Genomic DNA, 24,804 nt, shown 5'->3' on the forward strand with positions numbered 1-24,804 from the left:
ATGTCCGCGAAATCATCATTTCGTGCGGGTCCGGCGGAGAGGGGTTCCAGGTGAGCAGCGCATCGATGTCGCCGTACGAGTTCGTGACCGTCCGGGGGCGTGGCTACCGCCCCGATCAGGTCGACACGTTCCTTGCGGCGCTCAGCGAGGACCGGGACGCGGCGTGGGAGCGGGCCGCGCGGCTCACCGTGCTCGCCAAGGAGATGGAGGCGGAGTCCGAGCGGGTGCGCGCCATGGTCGAGCAGCTCGCTCCGCAGATGTACGAGGCGCTCGGGGACCGCGCGCACCGGATCTTCCGGCTCGTGCTGGAGGAGGCGAAGGCCCTGCGCGAGGACGCCCGGCGTGAGCTGACGGAGGGGGTCGTGGAAGCCGCGGAGCGTGCCGAGCGCGCGCGCTGCGCGGTGCAGGAGCAGGCCGACACACTCCGCGCGGACACCGAGGAACGCGCCCGCCGGCTGCTGCTCGCCGCGCGCGCCGAGGCGGACGACATCCGCGTCGGCGCGCGCCTGGAGGTCAAGGAGCGGCGGGGGGAGGCCCTCGCGGCGTTGCGCGAGGTGCGGCAGCGCACCATCGCGATGCTCGCCGAGCAGGCCAAGGAGCACGCCGAGCGCTGGGCCGAGGAGGAGCGTGAGGAGGCCGCGCGCGCCGCCGCGGTCGACGCGCACAACGCCGAGCGCATCGCCCGCGCCGAGGCCGCCCTGGCGGAGGCGGAGCGGGCCCTTGAGGAGGCCGGGGAGTCGGCGCGCCGCTCCGAGGAGGAGGCGCAGGCGCGTGCCGCCGAGCTCCTCGCGGAGGCCCGGGCCCAGGAGGACCGCATCGCCCGGGAGACCGAGCGCGTGCTGCGCGAGCACGGGGAGACCTGGGACCACGTACAGGCGCACATGGATCGCATGCGGGACAGCCTCATGACCCTGACGGGGCGCGCGGCGGCGGAATAGCGCCGGCGTCCTGGCCGCCGAGTTCCCCCTGTTTCATGTTGCGACCGGTTCATCCGGCCGGGTGATGACTGGCGATGGCGCGTGGTCCTTTCCGGTAACGGGAAGGGCGGTACGCGCTCGCTCCCACCGCACGTGTCCGACCTCGGGTGTCGCCCGCGTCCACCGCGGGGCCGGAGACCGCGGGGCCGGAGACCGCGGGACCGCAGACCGCGGGGCCGGAGTCAGTCCTTGAGGACCGGGAAGTGTCGTGGTGCCACGACCAGCAGCATCAGGAACGCCAGTGCTGCCGCGCTCCCCGCCCCGAAGTACACCGCGTGGACCGCGTCCGCGATGGCGTGGCGGGTGGACTCGGGCGCCGTTCCGTCGTCCAGTGCGCGCGTCACGGAGTCGAGGTCGCCCGTACCGCCCAGCCGCAGGGCCAGCACCCCGTTGGCGACCGCGCCGAACACCGACGCCCCGATCGTCTGCCCGGTCTGCCGGCAGAACAGCACCGACGCGGTGGTCGTGCCCCGCTCCTCCCAGCCGACCGTCGACTGCACGCCCACGATCAGCGGCAACTGGAACAGGCCCAGCGCGGCGCCCAGCAGCAGCATCAGCAGCGTCGGCTGCCAGGCCGACCCGGGGTAGGGCAGGAAGGGGAACGCGAACAGGATCAGCGTGGCCGTGCCGATGCCGAGCAGCGCGGTGTCGCGGAAGCCGATCCGCCGGTACACGTGCTGGCTGAGGGCGGCCGAGATCGGCCAGGACAGCGTCCACACCGACAGCACGAACCCGGCGGCCACCGGCGCGAGCCCGAGCACCGACTGCGCGTACGTGGGCAGGAACACCGCCGGCGCCACCATCAGCAGGCCGAGCGCGCCGAGCGCGAGGTTGACGGCGGCGATCGTACGGCGCCGCCAGACCCACCCCGGGATGATCGGTTCCGCCGCCCGGCGCTCGATCCACACCACCAGCCCCGCCAGCGCGAGTCCGGTGGCGAACAGCGCGCACGACGGGGCGGACCACCACGCCCAGGCCACTCCGCCCTGCACGAGTGCCGTCAGCAGCGCGCCGCCGCACGCGAAGACCGCCAGCGCACCCGCCCAGTCCACTCGCCCGGGCGTGCGCGGCGCGCGCTTCGGCTCGTGGAGGTGACGCACTATCAGCCAGAGCGCGACCGCGCCGATCGGCAGGTTGATGAGGAAGATCCACCGCCAGTCCGCGTAGGTGGCCAGCACCCCGCCGAGCCCCGGTCCGGCGACCGCCGACACCGCCCACACCGTGGACAGCTTCGACTGGATCTTCGGACGCTCCTCGAGCGGGTACAGGTCGGCGGCGAGGGTCTGCACGGTGCCCTGCAGCGCCCCGCCGCCGAGGCCCTGCACGATCCGGAACGCGATCAGCGCGCCCATGTTCCAGGCGAGGGCGCACAGCAGCGACCCGAGCAGGAACACCGCGGCGCCCGCCACCAGCACCGGCTTGCGGCCGAAGGTGTCGGAGAGCTTGCCGTACACCGGCAGCGTCACGGTGACGGCCAGCAGATAGCCGGAGAAGAGCCAGGAGAAGACCGAGAAGCCGCCGAGGTCGCCGACGATCTGGGGTACGGCGGTGGACACGACGGTGGAGTCGAGCGCCGGCAGCGCCATGGCGAGCATCAGGGCGGCCACCACGGCCCCCCGCCGGCCCGTCCCGGCCTCGCGCCCCGCCGCGCGTATCGCGGGTCTGGTGTTCTCCACGCCGGATCCCCTCCCCGTGTGTCCGTCATGTATCTATGTCGCGCACAACAGCTTCCCATTCGCCCCGGCACCGCGGGAGTGCGCGTCCACCTGGTGGGAACGGGTCGGAACGCCCCGCCGCTTGACCCTCACGCGACGGGAGGGTGGACGCTGCCTGGGGCGGTGGGTGGAGACCGACCCCGAGACGGGCTCCACCCGGCGGTGGACCTCCCCTAGGGGGTCCTCCGTACTACGGCTCGGGGGGCGTTCGTACCGTCGGAGGACGAGACGGCACCCCGCTCGTCCTTAATCTGGCTTTATGCCGCCGGGGGGCGGTTGACCGAACCGGCGGGGGTGGGGTTTTCCCCCCGGGCAAGACGGGGCTTCGCACCAGCGCGGAGCACCCCTGCCGGCCGCGAGACTCATCGTCGTACCGACCACCGCGCAGCGAGCCACAGCACCACGCTGTCCGCTCGCTGACCGACTTAGGAGACATACCGTGACATCGGCTGTGACCATTCCCAGGCACGGGGGTACTGGAGGGCGTACGGCCGTTGCCGCGCGGGCGCGGCAGGTCGTCAAGGCGTACGGGGCCGGAGAGACCCGGGTCGTCGCCCTGGACCACGTCGACGTGGACATCGCGCGGGGGCAGTTCACCGCGATCATGGGCCCCTCGGGGTCCGGGAAGTCCACCCTGATGCACTGCCTCGCCGGGCTCGACACCGTGACGAGCGGTGAGATCTACCTGGACGAGACCGAGATCACCGGCCTGAAGGACAAGAAGCTCACCAAGCTGCGCCGGGACCGGATCGGGTTCATCTTCCAGGCGTTCAACCTGCTGCCGACGCTGAACGCGCTGGAGAACATCACGCTTCCCATGGACATCGCCGGGCGCAAGCCCGACAAGGAGTGGCTGGGGCGCGTGGTGGACACCGTGGGGCTCGCGGACCGGCTCAAGCACCGCCCCACACAGCTCTCCGGCGGTCAGCAGCAGCGGGTGGCGGTGGCGCGTGCCCTCGCCGCCCGCCCCGAGATCATCTTCGGTGACGAGCCGACCGGAAACCTCGACTCCCGCGCGGGCGCGGAGGTGCTCGGCTTCCTGCGCCGCTCCGTGGACGAGCTCGGCCAGACGATCGTGATGGTCACGCACGACCCGGTCGCCGCCTCCTACGCCGACCGCGTGCTCTACCTCGCCGACGGCCGGATCGTCGACGAGATGTTCAAGCCGACCGCGGACACCGTCCTGGACCGCATGAAGGACTTCGACGCGCGGGGGCGGACGTCATGACCGTCCTGAAGACCTCGATGCGCAACTTCTTCGCGCACAAGGGGCGCATGGCCCTGTCGGCGGTCGCCGTGCTGCTGTCGGTGGCGTTCGTGTGCGGCACGCTGGTGTTCACCGACACCATGAACACGACGTTCGACAAGCTGTTCGCGGCGACCTCGTCCGACGTCACGGTCAGTGCCAAGGGCGCCTCGGACACCGGGGAGACGACCTCCGACAACGGCAGGCCGCCGGTCATGCCGGCCTCGGTGGTCACCGAGGTCCGTGCGGCGGACGGCGTCAAGGCGGCCGAGGGGACGGTCTTCTCGACGTCCGTGACCGTGGTGAACGCCAGGAAGGACAGCATGTCGCCGTCGAGCGGCGCGCCGACCATCGTCGGCAGCTGGAACTCCAACGACGCCCGCACCATGAAGATCACCTCCGGAGCGGCGCCGAAGAACTCCGGCCAGGTCATGGTGGACGCCGACACCGCCGACAAGCACCACCTGAAGCTCGGCGACGAACTCGCCGTCATCAGCGCGGTCGGCACGCACACCGCGAGGATCTCCGGCATCGCCGACTTCACCGTCACCAACCCCGGTGCCGCGATCTTCTACCTGGACACGCGGACCGCCCAGCAGACGCTCGTCGGGCGGACCGGCGTCTTCACGAACATCAACGTGACGGCAGCGCCGGGTGTCACGGACGCGCGGCTGAAGAAGAACGTCGCCGGTGAACTCGGCGGTGCCTACAAGGTGCAGACCGCCAAGGAGACCGCCGACGCCAACCAGAAGGACGTCGAGGGCTTCCTGGACGTCATGAAGTACGCGATGCTCGGCTTCGCCGGGATCGCCTTCCTGGTCGGCATCTTCCTGATCATCAACACCTTCTCCATGCTGGTCGCCCAGCGCACCCGCGAGATCGGCCTGATGCGGGCCATCGGCGCCGGCCGCCGCCAGGTCAACCGGTCCGTGCTCGTCGAGGCCCTGCTGCTCGGCGTGGTCGGCTCGGTCCTGGGCGTCGGCGCGGGTGTCGGCATCGCGGTCGGCCTGATGAAGCTCATGGGCTCCATGGGCATGCACCTGTCGACCAGCGATCTGACGGTCGCCTGGACGACCCCGGTGCTCGGTCTCGTCCTCGGCGTCGTCGTCACCGTCCTCGCCGCCTACCTGCCCGCGCGCCGCGCCGGCAAGGTCTCCCCGATGGCCGCGCTGCGCGACGCGGGCGCCCCCGCCGACGCCCGGGCGGGCCGCATCCGCGCCCTGGTCGGCCTCGTGCTGACCGGCGCGGGCGGCTACGGCCTCTACCTGGCCTCGGCCACGGACCAGGCCAAGCAGGGCTCGGCCTGGCTCGGCCTCGGCATCGTCCTCTCCCTCATCGGGTTCGTCGTCATCGGCCCGCTGCTCGCGGGCGGTGTCGTACGGGTCCTGGGCGCCGTCCTGCTGCGGATGTTCGGCCCGGTCGGGCGCATGGCCGAACGCAACGCGCTGCGCAATCCGCGCCGCACCGGCGCCACCGGCGCCGCCCTGATGATCGGGCTCGCGCTGGTCGCCTGCCTCTCCGTGGTCGGCTCCTCCATGGTCGCCTCCGCCTCCGACCAGCTCGACAAAACCGTCGGCACGGACTTCATCATCCAGTCCGACAGCGGCCAGCGGATCACCCCGCAGGCGGTCAGGGCCGTCAAGGACGTGCCCGGGCTCGCCCGCGTCACCGAGTACCGCACCACCACCGCCGACTACACCACGCCCGACGGAAAGACGCTCAAGGACACCGACATCACGGCGGCCGACCCGACGTACGCGACCGACCTGCGCACCAAGACCGTCGCCGGCGACCTCAAGGACGCCTACCTGCCCGACTCGATGTCCGTGCACGACAAGTTCGCCAAGGCGCACGGCATCCACCTCGGCTCGAAGATCGCCGTCAGGTTCAAGGACGGCCGCACGGCCCACCTGACCGTCCGGGCGATCACCAGCAGCGACGGCCTCATCGACGCCGGCGCCAAGTACACGTCCATCGCCACGCTCGCCAAGTACGTGCCGGCCGCCAGGATGCCGCTCGACGAGCTGGTCTTCGCCACCGCCAAGGACGGGCGGCAGGACAGCGCGTACAAGGCGCTCAAGAGCGCGCTGCACGACTACCCGCAGTACACGGTGCGCGACCAGACCGACTACAAGAAGGCGCTCAAGGACCAGATCGGCCAGCTGCTGAACCTGATCTACGGCCTGCTCGCGCTGGCGATCATCGTCGCCGTCCTCGGCGTCGTGAACACCCTCGCCCTCTCGGTGGTCGAGCGGACCCGCGAGATCGGCCTCATGCGGGCCATCGGCCTCTCCCGCCGCCAGCTGCGCCGCATGATCCGCATGGAGTCCGTGGTGATCGCCCTCTTCGGCGCCCTGCTCGGACTCGGCCTGGGCATGAGCTGGGGCGCCACGGCCCAGAAACTGCTCGCCCTGCAGGGCCTGAAGGTCCTGGAGATCCCCTGGCCGACCATCATCGGGGTCTTCGTCGGCTCGGCCTTCGTGGGCCTGTTCGCCGCCCTGATCCCGGCGTTCCGCGCGGGCCGCATGAACGTCCTGAACGCGATCGCGACCGACTGAGCCGAGAGCCGGCCGAGAAGACCACCGCACACGGGGGTTGCGGGGGAACGCCCGGCGCCGGGAGTCCTGGGGACTCTCCGGCGCCGGGCGCGTCTTGGGTGCGGCTTCTCCTGTTCTTCGAGCCCGGCCTCTCGGACGACCGAGTCGGGCGGCCGAGCCGGGCTGCCCATGGGCATAGGCTTCGGGGGTCCAGGGGGCGGAGCCCCCTGGTACGGCCACCGCGACGCACGGCGCCGCACAGGGCGACGGAGGTCATCCACAGCCCCGGCACCCGCGCCCGCGTAGTCGTACGCTGGAGACCCCCCGGTCGCAGCCCGCGCCGGGCACTTCGCGTTGCCCACCCCCGGACGAAAGCCGCCCTGAATGAGCCTGCACGGTCTGCTAGACGCCGTCGTCAAGGACCCCGCCCTCGCGGAAGCGATCAAGGCGGCCGCGGACGGCAACCGCATGCACGTCGACCTGGTCGGCCCCCCGGCGGCCCGCCCCTTCGCGGTCGCCGCCCTGGCCCGCGAGACCGGCCGCCCCGTCCTCGCCGTCACCGCGACCGGCCGCGAGGCCGAGGACCTCGCGTCCGCCCTGCGCACCCTGCTGCCCTCCGAGGGCGTCGCCGAGTACCCCTCCTGGGAGACGCTCCCGCACGAGCGCCTCAGCCCCCGCAGCGACACCGTCGGCCGCCGCCTCGCGGTCCTGCGCCGCCTCGCCCACCCCAGCGCCGACGACCCCGAGACCGGCCCGGTCTCCGTCGTCGTCGCACCCGTGCGCTCCGTACTCCAGCCGCAGGTCAAGGGCCTCGGCGACCTGGAGCCGGTGGCGCTGCGCACCGGGCGGAGCGCCGACCTGAACGAGGTCGTGGAGGCCCTCGCCGCGGCCGCCTACGCGCGCGTGGAGCTCGTCGAGAAACGCGGCGAGTTCGCCGTACGCGGCGGCATCCTGGACGTCTTCCCGCCCACCGAGGAACACCCGCTGCGCGTCGAGTTCTGGGGCGACGACGTCGAGGAGATCCGCTACTTCAAGGTCGCAGACCAGCGCTCCCTGGAGGTCGCCGAGCACGGCCTGTGGGCACCGCCCTGCCGCGAGCTGCTGCTGACCGACGACGTCCGCGCACGCGCGCGTGCCCTCGCCGAGGAGCACCCGGAGCTCGGCGAGCTGCTGAACAAGATCGCCGAGGGCATCGCGGTCGAGGGCATGGAGTCCCTCGCCCCGGTCCTGGTCGACGACATGGAGCTGCTGCTCGACGTGCTGCCCAAGGGCGCCATGGCCGTCGTGTGCGACCCGGAGCGGGTGCGCACGCGTGCCGCCGACCTCGTGGCCACGTCGCAGGAGTTCCTGCAGGCGTCCTGGGCGGCCACCGCGGGCGGCGGCGAGGCACCCATCGACGTCGGCGCGGCCTCCCTGTGGTCGATCGCGGACGTCCGCGACCGCGCGCGCGAGCTGGACATGATGTGGTGGTCGGTGTCGCCGTTCGCCGCCGACGAGGAGCTCGCGGCCGACACCCTCAAGCTGGGCATGCACGCCACGGAGACCTACCGCGGCGACACCGCGAAGGCGCTCGCCGACACCAAGGGCTGGCTGGCCGAGGGCTGGCGCACGGTGTTCGTCACCGAGGGCCACGGCACGGCCTCCCGCACGGTCGAGGTGCTCGGCGGCGAGGGCATCGCCGCCCGCCTGGACGTCGACCTGGGCGAGCTGAGCCCCTCGGTCGTGCACGTGTCGTGCGGCTCGATCGACTACGGCTTCGTCGACGCGGCGCTCAGGATCGCCGTCCTCACCGAGACCGACCTGTCCGGCCAGAAGGCGGCCGGCAAGGACGGCGCCCGGATGCCGGCCCGCCGCCGCAAGACCATCGACCCGCTCACCCTGGAGCCGGGCGACTACATCGTCCACGAGCAGCACGGCGTCGGCCGCTACATCGAGATGGTGCAGCGCACCGTCCAGGGCGCCACCCGCGAGTACCTGGTCGTGGAGTACGCCCCCGCCAAACGCGGCCAGCCCGGCGACCGGCTGTACATCCCGACCGACCAGCTGGAGCAGATCACCAAGTACGTGGGCGGCGAGGCCCCCACCCTGCACCGCCTCGGCGGCGCCGACTGGACGAAGACCAAGGCACGCGCCAAGAAGGCCGTCAAGGAGATCGCGGCCGACCTGATCAGGCTCTACAGCGCGCGCATGGCCGCCCCCGGGCACGCGTTCGGCACGGACACGCCCTGGCAGCGTGAGCTGGAGGACGCGTTCCCCTACGCGGAGACCCCCGACCAGCTGACCACGATCGCCGAGGTCAAGGACGACATGGAGAAGTCGGTCCCCATGGACCGCCTGATCTGCGGCGACGTCGGATACGGCAAGACGGAGATCGCCGTCCGCGCGGCCTTCAAGGCGGTCCAGGACGGCAAGCAGGTGGCCGTCCTGGTCCCCACCACCCTGCTGGTGCAGCAGCACTTCGGCACGTTCTCCGAGCGGTACTCGCAGTTCCCGGTGAGCGTGAAGGCGCTCTCCCGGTTCCAGACCGACACCGAGGCGAAGGCGACCCTGGAGGGCCTCAAGGAGGGCGCGGTCGACGTCGTCATCGGCACCCACCGGCTGTTCGCCTCGGAGACCAGGTTCAAGGACCTCGGCCTGGTCATCGTCGACGAGGAGCAGCGCTTCGGCGTCGAGCACAAGGAGCAGCTGAAGAAGCTGCGCGCCAACGTCGACGTGCTGACCATGTCCGCCACCCCGATCCCGCGCACCCTGGAGATGGCGGTCACCGGCATCCGCGAGATGTCCACGATCACCACACCGCCGGAGGAGCGGCACCCGGTGCTCACCTTCGTCGGGCCGTACGAGGAGAAGCAGATCGGCGCCGCCATCCGCCGCGAACTGCTGCGCGAGGGCCAGGTCTTCTACATCCACAACCGGGTGGAGTCCATCGACCGCGCGGCGGCCAGACTCCGTGAGATCGTCCCCGAGGCACGCATCGCGACGGCCCACGGCCAGATGTCGGAGTCGGCCCTCGAACAGGTCGTCGTCGACTTCTGGGAGAAGAAGTTCGACGTCCTCGTCTCCACCACGATCGTCGAGTCCGGCATCGACATCTCCAACGCCAACACGCTGATCGTGGAACGCGGCGACACCTTCGGCCTGTCCCAGCTGCACCAGCTGCGCGGCCGGGTCGGCCGCGGCCGCGAGCGGGGCTACGCCTACTTCCTCTACCCGCCCGAGAAGCCGCTCACCGAGACCGCGCACGAGCGCCTGGCGACCATCGCCCAGCACACCGAGATGGGCGCCGGCATGTACGTGGCGATGAAGGACCTGGAGATCCGCGGCGCCGGCAACCTGCTCGGCGGCGAGCAGTCCGGGCACATCGCGGGCGTCGGCTTCGACCTGTACGTCCGCATGGTCGGCGAGGCTGTGGCGGATTACCGGCGGCAGCTGGAAACCGGTGAGATCGAGGAGGAGCCGCCGCTCGAAGTCAAGATCGAACTGCCCGTCGACGCGCACGTCCCGCACGACTACGCGCCCGGCGAGCGGCTGCGCCTGCAGGCGTACCGTTCGATCGCCTCCGCCAACTCGGAGGACGACGTCAGGGCGGTCCGTGAGGAACTCACCGACCGCTACGGCAAGTTGCCTGAGCCGGTGGAGAACCTGCTGCTGGTCGCCGGGCTGCGGATGCTCGCCCGCGCGTGCGGAGTCGGCGAGATCGTCCTCCAGGGCGCCAACATCCGCTTCGCGCCGGTGGAGTTGCGCGAGTCGCAGGAGCTGCGGGTCAAGCGCCTCTACCCCGGAACCGTCATCAAGCCGGCCGTCCACCAGCTTCTGGTACCCCGCCCGAAAACCGCCAAGGTGGGCGGCAAGCCGCTGGTCGGCCGGGAACTGCTGGGCTGGGTCGGGGAGTTCCTCGCCTCGATCCTGGGGTCGTGAGCGCCTGCCCCGGCCTCGCGGCCTCGCGGCCTGGCGGAGGACGTGCCCTCTGCTCCTGACGGCCGCTGACGGCTGCTGACCGGCTCCCGGACGGAACAGCAGCCGTCACCGGCTGCCGGGCTGCCGGGCTGCCGGGCCACGGGGCCGGACCGTGTTCGCCGGCGGGCAGAGCGTGAACCGTGTCGTCCGGGGCATGCGGACTCGGTGAGACGTGAGCGGGCGCGGCGGCATGCCGATCGGGCTTCAGGCCGGCGTCAACAGGGCGGCAGCAAGGGGGAGTCGCGTTTCTTGCCCCGCTTTGTGTGCCGTCTGACCCGAACGTCCGGCAGTTACCGTGAGACCAGCGGAGATCCGCCCGTGCGGAGGCGGACCGGGGCAAGGAGGAGGGGGCGTACGTGGCGCGTCTGAGGGGCGGGGCGGTCACCGCTGTCGTCGTGATCTTCGCCGTGGCCGGCTGTAAGGACCTTCAGGACAAGGGTGCTTCGGGAGCCCAGGGCACGGGTGGCGGGGGAGCGGCCCTGACCGCCGCCGACTCGCTCACCGTCAAGGGCCGGGCGCCGAAGACCGGTTACTCCCGGGCCAGGTTCGGCTCCGCGTGGGCGGACACCGACTCCAATTCCTGCGATACCCGGGACGACATACTCAAACGCGATCTCAAGGACGTGAAGTACACCGACGATGACTGCAAGGTCTCCTACGGCGTGCTGGAGCCGGACCCCTACTCCGGCAAGGTGGTCACCTACCGGCGAGGCCGCAGCCTGGTCGACATCGACCACCTCGTGGCCCTCTCGGACGCCTGGCAGAAGGGCGCCAGGTACTGGGACGCCGGCAAGCGCATAGCCCTGGCCAACGACCCGCTCAACCTCCTCGCCGTCGACGCCGGCGCCAACCGCGGCAAGGGCGATGGCGACACCGCCACCTGGCTGCCGCCCGACAAGTCCTACCGCTGCACCTACGTCGCCGCGCAGGTCGCCGTGAAGAAGAAGTACGGCCTGTGGGTCACCGCCGCCGAGAAGGCCGCGATGAAGAAGGTCCTCACCACCTGTCCCGGGCAGAGACTCCCCTCGGGCGGCAACCCGACCAACGCGCCGTCACGCTTCACGGCGCGCTGAACCCGCGTGTCGCCGGCAGCGGGCCGGCCTTGATAAACGTAATGGCGGGCACAGGTGCGTAACGGCTTGGTGTAATGGCCGCGCTGAGATCGTAAGGAATTAATAAAAGACAAAAGTGGTCAGTCCGACTATGTGGTGCCGGTCCGGTAAGGGCTGGTCAAGATCGATCCAAGTGTCTCCCTCCACTTCTGTTCATTGCGTGTACACAACAGGCAAGATCTCTCCGTTTTCCTTACCGCTCCTGCCTGTTGGAGTCATGCCGTGCGCTTCAGGTCACTTCGCCGTGCCCGCTCCGCCCGCCGCACCGGACGGGTGCGGCGCTGTGCCGCGCTGTTCGCTCTCGTCGGGCTGGCGCTGACGCTGACCACACAGGAGGCGGCGGCGCAGGGCATGGAGCTGGGGGCCGTCCAACTGCCCAGCCTCAGCATGAAGTCGTTGGCGTCCTGGTTCGAGGACCCGCACTGGGGCAAGCTGCCGCACCAGGAGTCGGGGACCGCCGCCGGCCTCAAACACCATGTCTCCGCACAGGCCACCGCCGCCCACCGCGGCGCGGGGCAGAAGCCGGGCAAGGGCCACGGCGAGCTGGCCGCCTACCACGCGCACAATGCCAGACCGGCCCGCGGCACCAGCGGCGGTGGCCACTTCGACCCGAAGACCAGCAAGCTCAGCCCCACCAAGTCCTCGCGCACCGAGACCGTCTACCACAACGCGGACGGCAGCACGACCCGCGAGATGTACACCAGCCCCGTCAACTACCAGATGGGCAAGGGAAGATGGGCGCCCATCGACGTGGATGTCCGGGCCGGACCGGGTGGCCGCTGGTACGAGAAGGCCAACTCCGTCGCCGTCGACTTCGCCGCCAAGGCCACCGACTCCGCCCTCGCCTCCCTGGCCGACGGCAAGGGCCACCGCATCGCCTACGCCCTCAAGGGCGCCGCCCCCGTAAAGGGCACCGCCGACGGTTCCACCGTCACGTATCACGACGTCCTCGCCGACACGGATCTCGCGCTGACCCCGACCGCCACCGGCGTCAAGGAGTCCGTGGTCCTCAGCTCCGCCGACGCCGGCAACACCTGGACCTTCCCGCTCACCCTCAAGGGCCTCACTCCCGTCCAGCAGAAGAACGGCTGGACCGATCTGCGTGACTCGGCCGGCAGTACCGTCGAGCGCATTCCCCCGGCGTACGCCTTCGACTCGAAGGTGAACCCGCGCTCCGGCGACCCGGCCACCACCCACGACGTCACCACCAAGCTCGTCCACACCGACAGCGGCTACGCCCTGAAGATCACCCTGGACGCCGACTGGCTGCTCAGCACCAAGCGGGTCTTCCCCGTCACCGTCGACCCGACCGTCGACGACGGCTGGACCACCACCTACGTCGAGTCCGGCTACGCCGCCCAGGACCGTTCCTACGAGCAGACCATCAAGGTCGGCTCCTACGACTCCGGCACCCACAGCGCGATCAGCTTCGTCAACCACTGGGACACCGCCTGGGACGCCAGCGGCGCCACCGTCACCGAGTCCCACCTGGACATTTTCGACACCTGGGCCGCCACCTGCACCGCCGAGCGTTTCGACGTCGCCCTGGTCACTGCGGCGTGGAGTCCGGAGAGCGCCACCAGCTACCCGGGCCCCGCAAAGGGCTCCTCCATCGGCAACGTCACCCCGAGCGTGCCCAACGCCTGCGCCAACACCGCCGCCGACCGCACCGTCGGCGACTGGGTCCAGGTACCGCTGTCCACGTCCGCCGTCCAGGGCTGGTTCAGCGGCACCGCCGCCGACTACGGCCTCGCGGTGTACGCCTCCACGAGCGACACCCTGCACTGGAAGCAGTTCGGCTCCTTCAACGACCCCGCGCTCGGCCCGCACATCCTGGTCACCTACACCGGCAACACCGCGCCGCAACTGTACGAGCAGTTCCCGGCCGACAACGCCGTCGAGTACACCACCACACCCGAGCTGACCGCCTGGGCCGGCGGCGCCAACTCCACCAGCGGCTCCAGCAACCAGTACCTCTTCCGCGTCTACGACTCCAGCGGCACCAAGGTCGCCGACTCGGGTCTGGTCTCCACCGGTGACTGGACCGTGCCCGCGGGCCAGCTGGCCTGGAACAAGAGCTACACGTGGACCGCGCAGGCGTACGACTCCTCGACCGGCCTGTACTCCACGGCGACGTCGTACGCGCTGTCCGTGGAGGTCCCGCAGACCGTCATCACCTCCGGGCTGTCGCAGAACAGCAGCGACCACGGGTTCGACGCGACCAGCCGCAACTACACGACGAACGACACCGACGCGTCGATCTCCACCGTCGGCCCCTCCCTGGACGTCGAGCGCGACTACAACTCCCGCGACCCGCGTTCGACGGGCGCGTTCGGTGCCGGTTGGTCGAGCATCTTCGACGCGAGGGCCGCCGAGCACTACACCGCCTCCGGCGCGGTCTCCAGCGTCCTGGTCACCTACCCCGACGGCTCCGAGGTCGGCTACGGCAAGAACAGCGACGGCACCTTCACGCCCGGCAACGGACGCTTCGCCACCTTCAAGTCGGTCACCGGCGGTTACACGCTGACCGACAAGGACGACACCGTCTACACCTTCACCCAGTCCCTCGGCTCCGGCGCCTACGGCCTGACTTCGGTCACCGACGCCAACGGCCGGTCCATGAACCTCACCTGGACCAGCGGCCACATCACCAAGATGACGTCCGCCGTCTCCAACCGCTCCCTCAGCCTGACCTGGTCCACGCCCAGCGGCGCCTCGGCCGCGCACGTCGCCACCGTCACCACCGACCCCGTCACCCCGGGCAACTCGTCCACCACCGAGACGTGGAACTACGGCTACACCGGTGACCAGCTCACCACCGTGTGCTCGCCGGTGTCGACCACCAAGTGCACCACCTACGGCTACACCAGCGGCTCGCCGTACCAGACCGCCTCCCTCGACCTCGACCCGCACGCCTACTGGCCGCTGTCGGAATCCTCCGGCGCCACCACCGCCAAGGACGCCGTCGTCGCCAACGAGGGCACCACCGACGCCACCTACGAGAACGTCACCCCCGGCGGCACCGGCCCGCTGACCGGCTCCTCGGCCCCGGCCGCCACCTTCAACGGCACCACCTCCGACATCTCGCTGCCCAAGAACCTCGGCAACGACACCGACTCCGGCGCGATCTCGCTGTGGTTCAAGACGTCGGCGGGCCCGGGCGTGCTGTACTCCTATGCCTCCCAGCCGATCAGCTCGGGGCAGGCGGCCGGCTTCTACACGCCGTCCATCTACGTCGGCACCGACGGCAAGCTGAACGCCGAGTTCTGGTACAGCGGCGGCGCGAACCCGATCCAGACCTCCGCCTCGGTCGCCGACGGCAAGTGGCACCACGTGGTGCTGTCCGCCGCGGGCAACTCGCAGACGCTGTACCTGGACAACACCAAGATCGGCTCGCGCACCGGCACCGTCTCCATCAAGAGCGCCACCGCCTTCGGCAAGAACCAGGTCTACAACTACCTCGGCACCGGCTTCCTCGGCGGCGCCTGGCCGGACGAGCCGAACTACTCCACCTCGTCCTCGGCCGGTACCGCCAGCTACTTCACCGGCTCCATCGCCGACGTCGCCTGGTACAGCCGCCCGCTGGTCGCCGCCGACGTCAGCGACCTGTACAAGTTCGGCACCCACAGCACCAGCCTGCTGACCTCGATCAAGCGGCCGTCCGGCAAGACCTACGCCGCGATGGCGTACGACACCGACTCCACCGCGCTCACCCAGCTCACCGACGAGAACGGCGGTGTGTGGAAGCTCGGCACGCCCACCGTCACCGGCTCCAGCGACACCTACCGCGGCGCGGTCCTCGGCGGCGCCCCGCTCCAGTACTACCGCCTCGGGGAAGCGGCGGGCGCCACCCAGGCACTGGACGAGGTGCGCGGCGGCAACGGCACGTACAGCGCGGTGACACTCGGCGCGAGCGGACCGTTCAGCGACCACACCACCGCCTCCTTCGACGGCAGCACCTCCTACGTCGAGGTGCCCGCCTCCTTGCTGCACGCGAAGAGCGACCGCAGCGTCGAGTTGTGGTTCAAGACCGCCGCGCAGGGCGTACTGATCGGCGACCAGTCCGTCGCCATCGCCGGCGCGACCTCCGCGTCCGGTACCTGGACGCCGGTGCTGTACGTCGGCAGCGACGGCAAGCTGCACGGCCACTTCTGGGCAGGCAGCGGCTCGGGCTCCGCGGCTTTCGGCTCCACCGGAACGGTCACCGACAACGCCTGGCACCACGTGGCGCTCACGGTGAGCGGTACCACCCAGACGATGTACCTGGACGGCATCAAGCAGGCCGACTACACCGGCGCGCCCAACGACCAGTCCAACAGCCACGTCTACATCGGGGCCGGCTTCGCCAAGAGCTGGCTGGACACCCCCGGCGAAGTCAGCCACTTCAACGGGTCCATCGCCGAGGTGGCGTTCTACGGCACCGGCCTCACCCAGGACGACGTCGACGCCCACTTCGAGGCCGCCAAGGACTCCACCGGCCTGCTGCCGGTGAAGACGGTCCAGGTCACCACCCCGACCACCGCGACCACCACCTACACCTACGACGTCCTGCACGGCGACCGCGAACTGAGCGAGACCGACGCCCTCGGCAACACCACCCGCTTCGGCTACGACACCGCGGGCTTCGAGCACACCGTCACCGACCCCAACGGGGCGATGACCACCACCGGCCACGACGTCCGCGGCAACATCGTCTCCTCGACGACCTGCCAGGACCAGGCCGCCAACAAGTGCAACACCGAGTACTACACGTACTACCCGGACGACACCACGGCCCAGCTGACCACCGCCGACCCGCGCAACGACCAGCTGCTTACCGAACGGGACGGCCGCTCCTCGTCCGCGACCGACAACACGTACCTGACGTCGTACACGTACGACTCGGCGGGCAACCAGACCGCCGTCACCGGTCCCGCCGTCCCGGGCTTCCCGAACGGCCGCACCACCAGCACCGTGTACAGCGACGGCACCAGCGCCTACCCGTCGGCCGACGGTGGCGTGGTCCCGGCCGGTCTGCCGGTGAAGACCGTCAGCCCCGGCGGCGCGGTCAACCAGGTCTCCTACTACTCCGACGGCGACGTGGCCTCCACCACGGACGCCATCGGCCTGGTCACCTCGTACACCTACGACGGCCTCGGCCGGGTCGTCAGCCAGAAGGCGGTCTCCGACAGCTACCCGGCCGGCCTGGTCACGTCGTACAAGTACGACGCCGCCGACGAGGTGACCGAGGAGGACGACCCGCAGATCACCGACCGGGTCACCGGCGCCACCCACGCCGCGGTGACCAGCACGGTCTTCGACGACGACGGCAATGTCACCTCGCAGACCGTCGCCGACGCGCGGGGCGGTGACAAGTCCCGGACCCAGTCGTGGACCTACGACGCCTACGACCACGTCCTGACCGAGTCCGACGCCAACGCGGCCGAGGGCGCGAGCAACGGCAACACCACCACGTACACCTACGACTCCTCCGGCAACCGCACGAAGGAGGTCGCGTCCAACGGCGACGAGACCCGCTACACCTACGACGCCGAGGGCAACCTGCTCACGCAGGGCCTGATGTACACGGGCGACCCGGTGAACCCGCAGACAGCGAGCCTGCTCACCGAACAGTCGCGCGCCTACGACCCCTCCGGCCGCCTCGCGTCCGTCACCGACGCCATGGGCAGCACCACGTCGTACACCTACACGGACGACGGCCTGCTCGCGACGGCGACGAAGAAGAACGCGGACGGCTCCAGCAGCTACGTCCTGGAGTCGGACTCCTACGACGCGGCCGGCAGCATGGTCTCCCAGACGACGGACAACGGCGAGACGGTCACCAACTACACGGTGGACGCGGCCTCCCGCACCACCTCCACCACGGTCGACCCGACCGGCGTGGACCGCGTCACCAGCGTCTCGTACACCCCGGACGACCAGGTCGCCACCCAGAACGACCACGACTCCACCGGCTCCGACCGCACCGTCACCAGCACCTACGACGACATGGGCAACCTCCTCAGCGAGACGCTGTACGGAGACGCCTCCGGTCACCCCGCGGGCTGGTGGAAGCTGAACCAGACCTCCGGCCGGACGGTCACGGACTCCTCCGGCACCGGCAACACCGCGACCGCGGGAAGCGGTGTGACCTGGTCGGACGACGCCGCGCAGTTCAGCGGCGACACCTCCGGCAACGGCGACCTCGTCGCCACCAACGGCCCGGTCCTGGACACCACCGCCTCCTACACCGTCTCGGCGTGGGTGAAACTGCACGACACCTCCACCTTCCGGACCTTCGTCGCGCAGGGCGGCACCAACCGGTCCTCCTTCTACCTGCAGTACGCGTCCAGCCAGGGCGTCTACCGCCTCATCTCGCCCAGCCAGGACTCCTCCGGCACCCCGTCCGCGTACTACAACGCGTACGCCGCCAGCGCCCCGGCGCTGGACACCTGGACCCAGTTGGTCGGCGTCTTCGACGCGTCGACCGGCACCATGAGCCTGTACGTCAACGGCTCCCTGGCGGGCACCGCCTCCAACACCTCACCGTGGACCGGCTCCGGTCCGCTGTCCGTCGGCGGCGCGAAGACCGCCGGCGGCGCCGTCGCCAACGTCGTCAACGGAGCGGCCAGCAACGTCCAGACCTACCAGCGCGCACTCTCCGCCGCCGAGATCTCCTCCCTCTACGGCAAGGGCCGTTCAGGCGGCACCGTCGGCTCGTCCGACGAGCAGACCACCAAGTGGACGTACGACAAGCGCGGCCTGCCGACGTCCATGACGGACGCCGACACCAACACGACCAACTACGCCTACGACGAGGCGGGCAACCTCGCGGTCACCACCGCGCCGGCCGTGCAGGCGGAGGCCGACGGCACCAATCCGGTGTCCGTGCGCCCGGTGACCACCTCCGGCTTCAACACCTTCGGCGAGGCCGTCGAGGAGCAGGACCCGGACGGCAACACCACCGACACCGCCTATGACGCGGACGGCAACAAGGTCTCCGAGACCCTGCCGTCGTACACCCCGGCGGGGGCGTCCTCGCCGAATGCGGGCACGACGGTGTGGACGTACGACAGCCAGGGCAACCAGACCTCGGTCACCACCCCGGGCGGCAAGACGACGTCGTACCTGTACGACCAGATGGGCGACCTCGCCCAGATCACCGAGCCGGACACCACCAAGACGCATGCCACCTACGACATGGCGGGCGACCAGCTGACGGCGACGGACGGCACCGGCGCCCAGACCCAGGCGACGTACGACTACCTGGGCCGCCAGCTGACCCAGACCACCCTGGAGCGCTACCCGGCGACGCGCACGCTGACGTCGCGCTCCTCCTACGCGGTCACTTCCGGTAACCCGTACGGTGCGCACCTGTCCTCCCAGACGTCGCCGGGCGGGGTGACGACGTCATACGGCTACAACCGGGCCGGTGACACCACCTCGGTCACGGACGGCGCGGGCAACACCACCCGCTACACCTACGACTTCGAGGGCAACCAGCAGAAGACGATCCTGGCCGACAACAGCTACACGCAGACGGACTACAACGCAGCCGGCAACCCTGCGCAGGTCACGCAGTACGACGCGAACGGCACCGTCCTCGCGCAGTCCTCGACGGGCTACGACGGCGTCGGCAACGTCACCTCGGTCACGGACGCGCGCCAGCACACCAGCCACTTCACCTACGACGCGGCGGGCACGGTCACCCAGGAGATCCAGCCGGTCGACGACACGACGTCGATCACGACGACGTTCGGCTACGACGCGGCCGGTAACCGTACCCGGTTCACCGACGGCCGCGGCAACTCCTGGCGCTACACGTACACGCCGTGGGGCCAGCAGGAGAAGGTGATCGAGCCGACGACGGCGCAGTACACGTCGGCGACGGACTCGACGACGACCTACGCGTACGACGGCGACGGCCAGCTGACCAACGTGACGCTGCCCGGCGGCGTGACCACGTCCCTGTCCTACGACTCCGTCGGCCAGCTCAAGTCGATGTCCGGCTCCGGCGCCGACGCGGCGACGGCCACACGCAGCTTCAGCTACGACGCCGACGGCCGCGTCCTGTCGGCGGACACGGCCGAGGCGGGCACCACGGGCGCGGCCGACCACCAGACGGCCACGCACGACGCCTTCAGCTACGACGACCGAGGCGATCTGCTGTCGACGTCCGGCTCGGCGGGCTCGTCGAGCTTCACGTACAACGACGACAGCCAGATGCTGTCCCGTACGGACGCGGCGGGCACGACGAGCTACGGCTACGACACGGCGGGTCGGCTGTCGTCGCTGAACGACGCGGCGACCGGCACACAGCTGACGTATTCGTACGACAACCTGAACGAGCTGTCGTCCATCAAGTACGGCTCGACGGGCCAGACCAGGTCCTTCGGCTACAACAGCGCGCACGAACTGACCAGCGACACCCTGGTGCAGGGCGCGTCCACGCTGGCGAGTTTCGCCTACGACTACGACAAGAACGGCAACCTGACGTCGAAGACGACGACGGGCGTGACGGGCGCGTCGGCGAACACATACGCCTACGACTACGCGAACCGCCTGACGTCGTGGAACAACGGCACCACGACCACCGCCTACGCGTACGACGCGTCGGGCAACCGGATCCGCAACGGCGCGAACGTGTACACGTACGACGCCCGTGACGAGTTGACCTCGGACGGCGTGAACTCGTACGCGTACTCGGCACGCGGCACGATGACGCAGCAGTCGTCGACATCGGGCACGGTCGCCCTGCAGGCGGACGCGTTCGGCGGCCAGGTGGTGGCAGGCTCCCAGTCGTACACCCTGGACGCGCTGGGCCGGAACATCACGGACACGGGCGGGGGTTCGTCGCGGACGTTCGCCTACTCGGGCGCGGACAACACGATCGCCTCGGACGGCGACACCACGTACACCTACGATCCCGCGGGCTCAGTGGTCGGCATCAAGCCGTCCGGCGGGACCGCGGTCCTGGCCCTGACGGACCAGCACGCGGACGTGGTCGGCACGTTCACGTCGGGCGCGACGACTCTCTCCGGCTCCCAGTCCTACGACCCGCTGGGCAAGGTGCTGTCGACGTCACTGCTCGCCGGCCACCTGGGCTTCCAGTCCGGCTGGACCGAACCGGGCACCGGCGACGTGGGCACGGCGTCGCGCTGGTACGACCCGGGAACGGGCCAGTTCCTCAACAAGGACAGCGTGTCGCTGGACGCGACGCCCAACTCGGTGTCCGCGAACCCCTTCGCCTACGTCGACGACAACCCGATGGCGGGCACGGACGAGTCCGGTCAGTGCTCGATGTGGGACTTGGTGTGCGGTGCGGAGAAGGCCGTGCACCACATCTCGCACGCCTACCACGCGGCCAAGCGGGCGGCGACGCACGTGTACCACCGGGCCAAGGCGGCGGTGCACCGGGTGGTCAAGAGGGTCAGGCACATGGTGCGCAAGGCCGTGCACCACGTGCGGGACGTGTACCGCGCCTCGGTGCGCTACACGCATCGCGTCTACCACTACGCGGTCCGGCACGTCAGACGCGCCTATCACTACGCGGTGCATGAAATGCACTCCGCTTACCACAAGGTCTCGCGTGCCGTGCACCGTGTGGTGCACGCGGCGAAGGAAGCCCTGCACCACGTCGCCCACCAGGTGCGGAAGGCGGCGCACGCGTTGGCTCATGTGGCGCGGACGGCGTATCACGCGACGGTGACGGCGGCGAAGGCGACCGAGAAGTTCGTCAAGCATCACGAAGCGGCGATCGCCTCGATCGTGGTGTCCACGGTGGTGTTCGCGGGCTGTGAGGCGGCGACGGCGGGTGTGGGCACGATCGGGTGCGCGGCATTGGCGGGTGCGGCCGGCTCTTTGACCGAGCAGGGCTTCAAGTGCGCTGACAACGGTGGCGACGACTGCAGCGTGGGCGCGTTCGCGGGTTCGGCCGTCGAGGGCATGGCCGCGGGCGTGGCCGGCGGCGCGCTGGGCGAGCTGGGCGGCCAACTGCTGGCGAAGGCGGCGCCGAAGGCGATGAGCGCGGTGGGCGGCCTGTTCGGGAAGGGAGCGGCGGAGGCCGGGGAATCCGCCGCGGCGGACGCGACGGACGAGGCGGCCACGACCGGCGAGGCGGAGGCGGCGAGCACGCGGGCGCAGTCGCATTCGGATGAGCCGGCGGCGGAGGAGTCAGGCGGTTCACGGCCGAGGTGTGAGGGCAAACCCCACAGCTTCACCGGTTCGACCCGGGTGTTGATGGCGGACGGCACGACGAAGGCCATCGACCAGGTCAAGGTCGGCGACACGATCGCGAACTCGGTGCCGGGCGTGGCGGGTACGGAGGCGCACCAGGTCACCGCGGTGATCGTCACGTACACCGACCACGACTTCGTGGACCTGACCGTCAAGCGGGCGGCGTCCGAGCCGACGGCCAAGTCCACGGTGAAGGCAGGCGCGAAGGCGCTGGCCGGAAAGATCGCCAAGAAGGCGGCGCGAAAGGCGGCGTTCGGCCTGGCGGCGTCGGCGGCGGTGCTGGGCGCGCTGTCGGCGGGCCACGGCCACGGCGCTGCCGACCAGCCGGCGACGACGGCGACGATGGCCGCGGTCAGCCAGGCGGGCACGGCCCACCACACCAAGGCTGCGGCAGCGGAGAACACCGGGAACGGGGACGCGCGTCTGACGACGACGTTCCACCACCCCTTCTACGACGAGACCCGGTCGGCCTTCGTCCAGGCCAAGGACCTCAGGACCGGCGACGTCCTCCAGACTCCGACCGGCACGGCCCAGGTCACCGGTGTGCGCCTGTACCACGCGCACACCACGACCTACGACCTCACCGTTGGCACCCTCCACACGTACTATGTGCAGGCTGGGTCGATCCCCGTCCTGGTTCACAACGACAACGCGCGCAAACCGCAAGCCTGCCAGCTTCCGCTGTTCGTACTGCGAGACGGAGAAGTCGCTTCGCCGAGCCAGATGGCTGTTAGTCGTGGCGGGCCGACGGCGAAGAAGACTGTCCCCAGTACGATTCGAGATGCGATGGTCGCCAAAGCGCAGGCAGAGGGTGAAGGTGTTCTGCAGTGCTGGCGCTGCGGAATGAAAACTACCAACCCGGACAACGTCCAGATAGGTCATGTCAATGTGCCCAGGAGTAAGGGCGGAAACCTGGAGCCGGAGAACCTGTGCATAGAGGGTGCCGCGTGCAATAGCAGCGCCCAGAACCGAGGTGCTCCCACCAAGGGGAAGTCATGTGCCGAAAGGGGAGGCTGCGGTGCCGGCTTCGGAAGATTCGACTAACTGCAGCAGCTTCACTGGGATTCGACTCAAGGTGGAGTCCCAACAGGGGGCCACTGCCGATGAAGTGGTGGCCGTCACCTCAGTGAGCGATGGTCACTACCTTGTCTGTCTGTCACCTGGATTTTTCAGGGGCATCGCCGCTGGTGATGTGATCGCGTACGACGAGTGCAATAAGAGCGCGAAGGTAGTCGAGCGGGGTGGGAACGTTGCCGTACAAGTGTTCCACGTGGGAATTCCTGGCGATATCGTCGAATCCCTCAAGAAGAACGCGATGCAGATTGGTGGACGAATCGACGGTGAGCTTGAGTCGCTCTTGGTTCTGACGTTTCCGGTCGGCGTCGGTTTTCCAGCGATCGAGTCACTTTTGGCCGCGCTTCCCACGGATGGGGTGGAGTGGGAATATGGAAACGTGTTTGACGAGCAGGGAGAGCCTCTCGCCTGGTGGGAGGACACAACCTGACTCACGAGGTATCGGAGATGACGGTGATTCAGAGCTGCTCCCTCTGGCCCCGATGCCGTTTCTCCAGGGACGCGGCCGCGGCATCGGCCACGTCCGTCCTGGGGCCCGCCACACAGGACTCCAGAAACGTATGGACTCGGTCACCGGGCCATTCTGTGGCCCCGACCGCGGCCCAGTAGCGCAACCCGTCATACGGATCCAGCGGATCGAGGAAGTCCAGGAGGCGGTCGACGCTCCCGGCGTCCAGGACCGCGTGCAATGCGGCGATGGCGCGAAGGGCACCGTCGACAAGCGATGGATCTCCACGATCTAGACACCATTCCAGCGGGGCTGCGAAACCGTCTTGAGGGCTTCGCAGCCGTACGATTGAGTCCCCCAGGGCCAGGTACAGCGCGGTGGCGTCCGTGGGTTCCTGGGCTAGTTCAGTCAGGAACCCGATGGCGGGCCGGTAGCCGCATGCCCCGAGGGCCATGATCATTTCGTACTGGGTTTCCCAGGTGCGGCGGTCGCCGATCTCGTGTTGGAGCGCGTGCAGCAGCGCCGGGCCCGCCGTCTCATTCGCCAGTTTGCCAAGTCGCTTCGCGGCCGAACGACGTTTCGCCGATGCTCTGTCGCTGAGCTGAAGGAGTGCCTTTTCCAAGGTCAGTGCCATCGTCCGTCCTCCTGAGGGTACTCGCCTGTGCGTCAAACGCTAGACGATGTGGAAAGCGGGCCACGGCGCGGTCGATCAGTCAGCGACGCGGGCTCGGTCCATTGCGCAAGGTGGCCCAGGATGCTGAGAACTGGGGCGCGCGTCTGCTGACGACGTTTCACCCCCCCTCTGCGACCAGACCCAGTCGGCCTTCGTCCAGGCCAAGGACCTCAAGGCCGGCGGCGTCCTCCAAGCCCCCACCGGCAACGCCGAGGTCACCGGTGTACGCCTGGGCCACGCGCACACCACCACCTACGACCTCACCATTGGCACCCTCCACACGTACTATGTGGAGGCTGGCGATACGCCGGTCCTGGTTCACAACAACAACGTTGAGTGTCCGCGTACGCCGGAGGAGTTGAAGCGGGACGCTGAAGCGCTCCATGACGCCGGGATCCGTAATCCTCAAAAGCCACCCACCATTGGAAACAAGAAGGCAGATCAAGGCATTACTGTGGCCACGGGTCAGCTGGGCGGACGCTCCGTCTACACTGTGAGCAACAATGCGACTACGCCTGAAATGCGAGCCTTGGCGGAGAAGCTTGGATACGAGCGTATCAATGGTGCTGAGCACATAGTGCCGGGTCTCCAGACAGATGCAGAACAAATTATGTTGAATGCAGTAGAGGACGGCACTCTGTCGGATGAAGGAATGATGGCAGCCTCGCGTCCGTTCTGTGATCCAAATAGACAGGATTGCGCAGCCCGAGTGGCAGGCTTTCCGAAAATTCAAGGTTTTGAACAAGCAAGAATCCCTCCGTGGGAGCGATAGGGAATGACCGGTTCAGGGCGGGTGCAGAATGTGTGACACCCGCCCAGAGCTGATTATTCGGTTCACGATAAGAGGTAG

10 protein-coding genes are annotated in these 24,804 nt (G+C 69.5%); 8 read left to right on the plus strand and 2 right to left on the minus strand.

The window, feature by feature from the left end:
* Positions 1-50 precede the first annotated feature (50 nt).
* A complete protein-coding gene (locus LQ326_RS05920) occupies positions 51-938 on the plus strand; it encodes a cellulose-binding protein (RefSeq protein WP_234533384.1) in 888 nt (295 codons plus the stop codon).
* A 221-nt stretch (positions 939-1,159) separates the two neighbouring features.
* On the opposite strand, the gene LQ326_RS05925 is transcribed toward LQ326_RS05920, so the two are convergent.
* Entirely contained in the window at positions 1,160-2,653 is a 1,494-nt protein-coding gene (locus tag LQ326_RS05925; protein ID WP_234533386.1) for an MFS transporter, read from the minus strand.
* A 478-nt stretch (positions 2,654-3,131) separates the two neighbouring features.
* On the opposite strand from LQ326_RS05925, the gene LQ326_RS05930 reads away from it, so the two are divergent.
* The 6 genes from LQ326_RS05930 to LQ326_RS05955 all read left to right on the plus strand — a co-directional run bounded on the left by LQ326_RS05930 (position 3,132) and on the right by LQ326_RS05955 (position 23,263).
* Positions 3,132-3,920, plus strand: coding sequence for an ABC transporter ATP-binding protein (locus tag LQ326_RS05930; RefSeq protein ID WP_234533388.1), 789 nt, complete (start codon positions 3,132-3,134; stop codon positions 3,918-3,920).
* Positions 3,917-6,496 (plus strand): ABC transporter permease, encoded by a 2,580-nt coding sequence (locus LQ326_RS05935; protein ID WP_234533389.1) that lies wholly within the window; start codon positions 3,917-3,919, stop codon positions 6,494-6,496. Before LQ326_RS05930 ends, LQ326_RS05935 begins: the two co-directional genes overlap by 4 nt.
* 363 nt (positions 6,497-6,859) lie before the next feature.
* A complete protein-coding gene (mfd, locus tag LQ326_RS05940; protein ID WP_234533391.1) occupies positions 6,860-10,393 on the plus strand; it encodes a transcription-repair coupling factor in 3,534 nt (1,177 codons plus the stop codon).
* A 395-nt stretch (positions 10,394-10,788) separates the two neighbouring features.
* Positions 10,789-11,505, plus strand: coding sequence for an HNH endonuclease family protein (locus tag LQ326_RS05945; protein WP_234533392.1), 717 nt, complete (start codon positions 10,789-10,791; stop codon positions 11,503-11,505).
* A gap of 261 nt (positions 11,506-11,766) precedes the next feature.
* On the plus strand, positions 11,767-22,803 hold the full coding sequence (locus LQ326_RS05950; RefSeq protein WP_234533394.1) for a LamG-like jellyroll fold domain-containing protein: 11,037 nt from the start codon (positions 11,767-11,769) through the stop codon (positions 22,801-22,803).
* A 31-nt stretch (positions 22,804-22,834) separates the two neighbouring features.
* Positions 22,835-23,263, plus strand: a complete 429-nt coding sequence (locus tag LQ326_RS05955; RefSeq protein WP_234533396.1) for a DUF4265 domain-containing protein — start codon at positions 22,835-22,837, stop codon at positions 23,261-23,263.
* A gap of 28 nt (positions 23,264-23,291) precedes the next feature.
* Here LQ326_RS05955 and LQ326_RS05960 read toward each other — a convergent pair whose 3' ends face one another.
* The gene (locus LQ326_RS05960) at positions 23,292-23,915 is read right to left on the minus strand and encodes a HEAT repeat domain-containing protein (protein ID WP_234533398.1); all 624 of its coding nucleotides are present in this window, start codon (positions 23,913-23,915) and stop codon (positions 23,292-23,294) included.
* A 130-nt stretch (positions 23,916-24,045) separates the two neighbouring features.
* Between LQ326_RS05960 and LQ326_RS48595 the strand changes: the two genes are divergently transcribed.
* Positions 24,046-24,726, plus strand: a complete 681-nt coding sequence (locus LQ326_RS48595; protein ID WP_372496760.1) for a polymorphic toxin-type HINT domain-containing protein — start codon at positions 24,046-24,048, stop codon at positions 24,724-24,726.
* Positions 24,727-24,804 lie beyond the last annotated feature (78 nt).

The sequence above is a fragment of the Streptomyces shenzhenensis genome (genome assembly GCF_021462265.1).
Taxonomy (GTDB): Bacteria; Actinomycetota; Actinomycetes; order Streptomycetales; family Streptomycetaceae; genus Streptomyces; species Streptomyces shenzhenensis.